Origin of the sequence: Pseudoalteromonas sp. BSi20311, assembly GCF_000239875.1 — a bacterium.
Taxonomy (GTDB): Bacteria; Pseudomonadota; Gammaproteobacteria; order Enterobacterales; family Alteromonadaceae; genus Pseudoalteromonas.
The window spans coordinates 1-6,684 of sequence record NZ_BADU01000101.1; the positions used below are offsets into that span (position 1 = coordinate 1).

The 6,684-nt window shown below is 39.6% G+C and carries 6 protein-coding genes and 2 tRNA genes; 6 read left to right on the forward strand and 2 right to left on the reverse strand.

Features of this window, described 5'->3' with window-relative positions; all coding sequences use genetic code 11:
* Window positions 1-23 precede the first annotated feature (23 nt).
* Together P20311_RS11885 and cysK are read right to left on the reverse strand one after the other, a co-directional pair.
* Window positions 24-473: a hypothetical protein gene (locus P20311_RS11885; protein WP_008113087.1), complete on the reverse strand. Its 450-nt coding sequence runs from the start codon at window positions 471-473 to the stop codon at window positions 24-26.
* A gap of 145 nt (window positions 474-618) precedes the next feature.
* Window positions 619-1,587: a cysteine synthase A gene (gene cysK, locus P20311_RS11890; RefSeq protein WP_008113090.1), complete on the reverse strand. Its 969-nt coding sequence runs from the start codon at window positions 1,585-1,587 to the stop codon at window positions 619-621.
* A gap of 376 nt (window positions 1,588-1,963) precedes the next feature.
* Between cysK and P20311_RS11895 the strand changes: the two genes are divergently transcribed.
* The 6 genes from P20311_RS11895 (at window position 1,964) to P20311_RS11920 (ending at window position 6,672) form a co-directional block, all read left to right on the forward strand.
* The gene (locus P20311_RS11895; RefSeq protein WP_008113092.1) at window positions 1,964-3,115 is read left to right on the forward strand and encodes a dicarboxylate/amino acid:cation symporter; all 1,152 of its coding nucleotides are present in this window, start codon (window positions 1,964-1,966) and stop codon (window positions 3,113-3,115) included.
* Between the two features lie 166 nt (window positions 3,116-3,281).
* Window positions 3,282-3,932 carry a UvrY/SirA/GacA family response regulator transcription factor gene (gene uvrY, locus P20311_RS11900; RefSeq protein ID WP_008113093.1) on the forward strand — a complete coding sequence of 217 codons (651 nt, stop codon included), beginning with the start codon at window positions 3,282-3,284 and terminating at the stop codon, window positions 3,930-3,932.
* Window positions 3,933-3,941: 9 nt separating this feature from the next.
* Window positions 3,942-5,765: an excinuclease ABC subunit UvrC gene (uvrC, locus tag P20311_RS11905; protein ID WP_008113095.1), complete on the forward strand. Its 1,824-nt coding sequence runs from the start codon at window positions 3,942-3,944 to the stop codon at window positions 5,763-5,765.
* Window positions 5,766-5,807: 42 nt separating this feature from the next.
* The gene (gene pgsA / locus P20311_RS11910; protein ID WP_036933597.1) at window positions 5,808-6,353 is read left to right on the forward strand and encodes a CDP-diacylglycerol--glycerol-3-phosphate 3-phosphatidyltransferase; all 546 of its coding nucleotides are present in this window, start codon (window positions 5,808-5,810) and stop codon (window positions 6,351-6,353) included.
* Between the two features lie 141 nt (window positions 6,354-6,494).
* A tRNA-Gly gene (locus P20311_RS11915) sits at window positions 6,495-6,570 on the forward strand.
* A gap of 28 nt (window positions 6,571-6,598) precedes the next feature.
* Window positions 6,599-6,672, forward strand: a tRNA-Cys gene (locus tag P20311_RS11920).
* Window positions 6,673-6,684 lie beyond the last annotated feature (12 nt).

Consider the following 6,684-nt stretch of genomic DNA (forward strand, 5'->3'; position numbering starts at 1 on the left):
TTATTTTTTAGATTGAACGCTGATCAGCGTCCGTAAGGATCAGCGACGATTTTATCTACGTACCATTTGCCTTTTATTTTTAGCATTTCGATAGTGCGAAAATCGTCAATTTTTCTACCGTTAAAATAACCAGTAAATACAATGTTTATTCTTGCCTTATTGCCGTATTGTTCGCGCAGACTTGAATTTGACATATCAATTTCAATTACCACTTCATCGTACTGTAAATTAATAAGACTGCGGGCAAACTGTTTTGCTGTACCGTACGATTTCATTATGCGGGATAATGTAGGGGTCGCGAAATTGCTGGCTTTTTGCAAGTTATGCTGATTATAAAGCGCATCAAAATACACCGTGGCGGTATCGCCTGGGCTATCATTATCTATGTACTGGTCTTTAGGTTTAGTATTTTCATTACAGCCAACGATCAAAATACTAAAGATGAGCACAAAAGTGGTTAAAATTGTTTTCATATTTGGTCAGGTTGATTACTCATACATAAAGTGTGTGATGGAATGCTGCGGATGTAAAGAGGATAGTACTAAATAGGTGTTAACTTATAGGGAAAGTAATAAAAAAGGATGTTGAAAAACATCCTTTTTTAATAATGTAGTCTGATTATTGAACAAGCTCTTGCTCGGAAAACTCTTCATCAAACATTGGGCTTGATAAGTAACGCTCTGTTGCACTTGGTAAAATAACCACAATATTTTTATCTACGTTTTCAGGACGTTCAGCAATACGTTTTGCTGCAACCACGGCTGCACCCGATGAAATACCGACTAAAATCCCTTCTTTTTTCATTAGCTCGTGGCACATTGCGATACATTCTTCATTAGACACTTGCTCTACACCATCAATTATTGATAGGTCTAAGTTCCCTGGAATAAAGCCTGCACCAATCCCCTGTATTTTATGTGGCCCTGGTTTTACCTCTTCACCGGCAAGCGTTTGACTAATAACTGGCGAGTGGCTTGGCTCTACGGCTATTGATTTTACATTAAGGCCTTTCTCTTTTTTAAGATAACGACTAACACCTGTAATAGTGCCGCCAGTACCAACACCTGCAACAAAGAAATCGATTTTGCCATCAAGTGCATTAAAAATTTCTGGGCCCGTTGTTTCAAAGTGAATTTTAGGGTTTGCTGGGTTTTCGAACTGTTGTAGCAAAATAAACTTATCTGGGTCTGCTGCTTGAATTTCTTTGGCTTTAGCAATAGCGCCGTTCATACCTTTAGCGCCATCTGTGAGCACTAGGTTAGCACCGAGTGCCTTTAATAGTTTACGACGTTCTAAGCTCATGGTGTTTGGCATAGTCAGCGTTAGTTTGTAGCCGCGAGAGGCCGCAACAAATGCTAAAGCAATACCAGTGTTACCTGATGTCGGCTCTATTAGCTCTTTGTCTTTGGTAAGTTGACCTGATTTTTCAGCTTCCCAAATCATTGATGCACCAATACGGCATTTAATACTAAAGCTAGGGTTACGTGATTCAACTTTAGCGTATACATTCCCACCTGTAACACGGTTAAGTTTTACCAACGGTGTGTTACCGATGCTTAGTGAGTTATCTTCAAAAATAGTAGACATAATGTTCCTTTAGGTACAATCTGATCAACACGTTAACAGCTATCCTGTTAACTTTATAAGCCTACTTTACTGTGAGATAAAAAAAGTTAAAGTAAGCTTTGGCTATAACATATATTAATTACGCTTATAACGGATTGAACTAAAAATCCAACCTGTTAATTTTTTAGTTATTAAAAAGGCGAGCATATGCCATTTGTTCACCTTTAACTTTATACGTTATTTCTTGTTTATGTAGTCGTTATTTAAACAAATCAACGGTACTCACTTATATTTTGTTGGTTAATTGTGCAAATGAACTGCGGTTGAACAGTTTTATGACACAAACTATTCAAAACATGATAAAAACACACTATCTAAATTCAATAAAGTAATCACCATGAAGTTAATCTTAAAATTAATTGCCGGTATTGTGGCCGGTATTTTAGTCGGGCTCTACATTCCCTTAACTGGCGTTGAGCTTTTATATACAGTAAAAGAGCTTATTGGCCAGCTTATTAGTTTTACAATTCCACTGATTATTTTGTTTTTTATTGCCTCAGGTATTGCTGGGCTACCTAAAGGATCAGGCCATCTATTGGGGAAAACAGTCGGTTTTGCGTATGGCTCAACAATTATAGCCGGTACTTTAGCGTTTTTATTAGTGACAGCGGTTATTCCGTTCTTAAGCGGTGGTATTTCATTTGAAGCCGAAGCAGTCACTGAGGTAGGTAGCTTTATTGACTTAGAAATTCCACCGTTAATGGGTGTTATGACAGCTTTAGTCACAGCCTTTGTTTTTGGTATTGGTATGAGTCAGCTTGGATTAGACACATTAAAAACTGTGTCGGATCAGGGGCGCGACATTATTGATGGTTTACTATCAAAAGTAATTATTCCGGCATTGCCGTTTTACATTGCGGGTGTATTTGCTGAAATGACTGTAGCAGGTACCGTTGTCGACACATTACAAGCATTTGGTGTAGTGTTAATTGCTGCGTTAGTTATGCATTGGCTATGGTTGAGTGTGCTTTATATTGTATCGGGCCTGTTACTCAAACGTAATCCTATTGAGCTAATTAAAAATATGTTACCTGCGTACTTTACTGCACTAGGAACCATGTCGAGCGCGGCAACCATTCCAGTTTCTTTGCAATCAAGTAAAGCCAATAACGTAAAAGAAGATGTAGCTAACTTTACCGTGCCATTATGCGCCACTATTCATTTATCTGGATCAACAATTACCATTGTAACCTGTGCCATGGCTGTGATGTATTTATCGCCTAGCATGGAAATACCTTCACTAATGGCTATGCTGCCATTCATTATGATGTTAGGTGTAGTGATGATTGCAGCGCCAGGTGCACCAGGTGGTGCGGTAATGTCGGCATTAGGTTTACTAACGAGCATGCTAGGTTTCAACGAAGGTGCAGTGGCACTAATGATTGCACTTTACTTAGCGCAAGATAGCTTCGGTACTGCGTGTAATGTAACGGGTGATGGTATTATTGCTTTATGGGTTGACCGTTTTAGTGAAAAAGCGTCAGCTTAAATCACTATCGCGTATTTACCTGCTTTTGGTAAATACGCTTTAATTATATTGGTCATGATGACCGGCGGCGAAAGCATAATATTAGTTATGGTTTCGTCGTATGTATGCTAATGTTGAAAATTAATTTTGTTAACTTGCATCTTATTAGGCTAGTGAGGGTGTTCCATTGATTAACGTACTTTTAGTTGATGACCATGAACTTGTTCGCACAGGGATCAGACGTATTCTTGATGATATACGTGGTTTTAAAGTGATAGGTGAAGCTAAAACAGGCGAAGAGGCTGTGCAGTTTTGCCGTCAGCATTCGCCAAATATAGTGTTAATGGATATGAACATGCCTGGTATGGGCGGGCTTGAGGCAACTAAAAAGATTTGCCGTTACTGTCCTGATGTGAAAATTATTGTCCTTACTGTTAATTGCGAAGACCCATTTCCAAGTAAGGTAATGCAAATTGGTGCTCATGGTTTTTTAACCAAAGGTGCTGGGTCTGATGAAATGGTTCGCGCTATACGTTGTGTGCACGCAGGACAACGTTATATTGCTCCAGAAATAGCACAACAGATTGCACTTGCGCAGGTAACCGGGCGTACCGATGAAAACCCATTTCAAAGCCTATCTGAGCGTGAACTACAAATTATGTTGATGATCACCAAAGGTGAAAAAGCACAAGATATCGCTGAGCGCTTAAATTTGAGTTCTAAAACAGTAAACAGTTATCGCTATCGTATGTTTGAAAAGCTTAACGTAGGAGGCGATGTAGAGCTTACTCATTTAGCTATACGTTACAAAATGATTGATATAGATATATCTTACTAGTCGTTATATATGTCTGAATTTGATCATGCTCAGTTTTTAAAAACATTATCGAGTGAACCTGGCGTTTATCGCATGCTCGATAATGACAACCAAGTTATCTATGTCGGTAAAGCTAAAAGTTTAAAAAAGCGGGTAAGCAGTTACTTTCGCAGCAATATTATCGACAGCAAAACCCGTGTTTTAGTAAGTAACATTTTTAATATTGAAGTCACGCTTACTAATACAGAAACAGAAGCGCTTCTGCTTGAAAACAATCTGATTAAAAAATATCAGCCACGTTATAATATTTTGTTACGTGATGATAAGTCGTATCCCTATATATTGCTCACTAATCATAAGCATCCGCGCTTAGCCTTTCATCGTGGCAGCAGAAAAGTAAAGGGCGAATATTTTGGTCCTTTTCCAAGCGCTGGAGCTGTCTCAGAAAGTTTGCGGTTAATGCAAAAGATCTTTCCTGTGCGTCAATGCGAAGATGCTTATTATCGTGCGCGAAGTCGTCCCTGTTTACAGTATCAATTAAAACGTTGTTCTGCGCCGTGTGTAAATAAAGTTTCTGAAGATGAATACGCGCAGCAAGTTAATTATGTTCGTAAGTTTTTAACCGGTAAATCTCATGAAGTAATAGCCGATCTAATCGCTAAAATGGAAAGAGCCAGTGAGCAGCTTAATTTTGAACTCGCAGCTAAAGTACGTGACCAAATTATGTTACTGCGTAAAATGCAGGAGCAACAATCTATCTCTGGCAATTTTGCGGAAATGGATGTGGTCGGCTTTGCCCATTTAAACGGTTTAAATGGGATTCATTTATTGATGATCCGCGATCATAAAGTGCTGGGTAGTAAAACTTATTTTCCAAAGGTACCTAAAGACTCACAGGAGCAAGAAATATTAACCTCTTTCTTGGGTCAGTATTATTTAGCGCCAGGTGCTACAGGGCGTATTGCCAAAGAAATTATTTTACCGTTTGAAATTGAAGAAAGTGATGCGCTCAGTGAAGCACTAACTCAAATTAGTGAGCGTAAAGTATCACTAAAAGTGGTTGCCCGCGGTGAGCGAGCACAGTACTTACAGTTAGCAAATAAAAATGCATTAAATAGCATTACGGTGAAGCAAAGCACTCAAGACTCTATAAACAAGCGTTATGCGCAATTAAAGGCCACTTTACGCCTTGATGATATCAATCGCATGGAATGTTTTGATATCAGTCACACCATGGGTGAAAACACAGTGGCCAGCTGTGTTGTATTTGACTCTCAAGGGCCAAATAATAAAGAATATCGTCGTTATAACGTGACGGGCATCACTGGCGGTGATGATTACGCCGCTATGGAATTTGCACTAAACAAACGTTATAACAAGCTGGTTGATGAAGATAAAATTCCCGATGTTATTTTTATTGATGGTGGTAAAGGGCAATTAGGTAGAGCGGAGCAATATTTCGAAAACTGGCCGCATACCAAAATGCCGTTATTAGTTGGGGTTGCAAAAGGCACTAGCCGTAAGCCAGGCCTTGAAACCTTGCTTATAGATGGTGGGCGTAAGACAATCCCTATGGATTCTGATGCACCAGCACTGCATTTGATTCAGCATATACGGGATGAATCGCATCGTTTTGCAATTGCAGGCCACCGTAACAAGCGCCAAAAACAGCGTACTCAGTCGTTATTAGAAGAAATAGATGGCGTTGGTTCAAAGCGTCGACAAACATTATTAAAATATTTAGGGGGCATGCAAGGCGTAAAAGCTGCTAATATAGAACAGCTAAAGAAAGTTCCTGGGATCAGTCCTGACATGGCTGAGAAGATATTTAACCATTTGCATGACAAGGGCTAGCCCTATGTGCGAATATAGAAAAAAAGACATATCCAAGTAGTTATGTGGAATATTCCAAACACACTCACAACGTTTAGACTCTTTCTTATCCCCATTTTTTTGGTGATATTTTATATGCCTTATTCATGGGCATTCTTTGTTGCTGCCTTTATTTTTTGGCTGGCTTCGATCACAGATATACTCGATGGCTATTTAGCCCGTAAACTTGAACAATCAACGCCTTTTGGTGCGTTCTTAGACCCTGTTGCTGATAAAGTAATGGTGTGTGCTGCCTTGGTTGCTTTATCTGAGCATTATCAATCTTTGTATATGACTATCCCTGCGCTTATTATTATTAGTCGTGAAATTGTTATATCGGCGCTACGTGAGTGGATGGCTGAACAGGGGAAGCGCGGTAATGTGGCTGTATCCGATATGGGTAAATTAAAAACGGCAGCTCAAATGTTAGCCATTATAGGTTTAATCTGGCAGTACGATAGCTGGATGATGTATTTAAGCTATGGCCTACTTTATATCGCCACGTTTTTAACGCTTAGTTCTATGGTGCAATATTTAGTTGCAGCATGGGGAGAATTGACCAAAAATTGATTGTAAACGTCTAATAACGCACCATTTTAGATAAAAAATAATCAAACAGTTCAAAAGTAGCATTTTTTGTGTTGACGCGTTTAATAATCTCTGTAGAATGCGTCCGTGTTGAGAGGGCATAGCCCCCTAGATAAACATTAAGCGGCACTAGCTCAGTTGGTAGAGCGCGACCTTGCCAAGGTCGAGGTCACGAGTTCGAGCCTCGTGTGCCGCTCCAGTTTATCTTAAAGCTAACCTAGTATTGAGGCGGAATGGCAGAGTGGCCATGCACCGGATTGCAAATCCGTTTACCCCGGTTCGACTCCGGGTTCCGCCTCCAATCAACACTCCA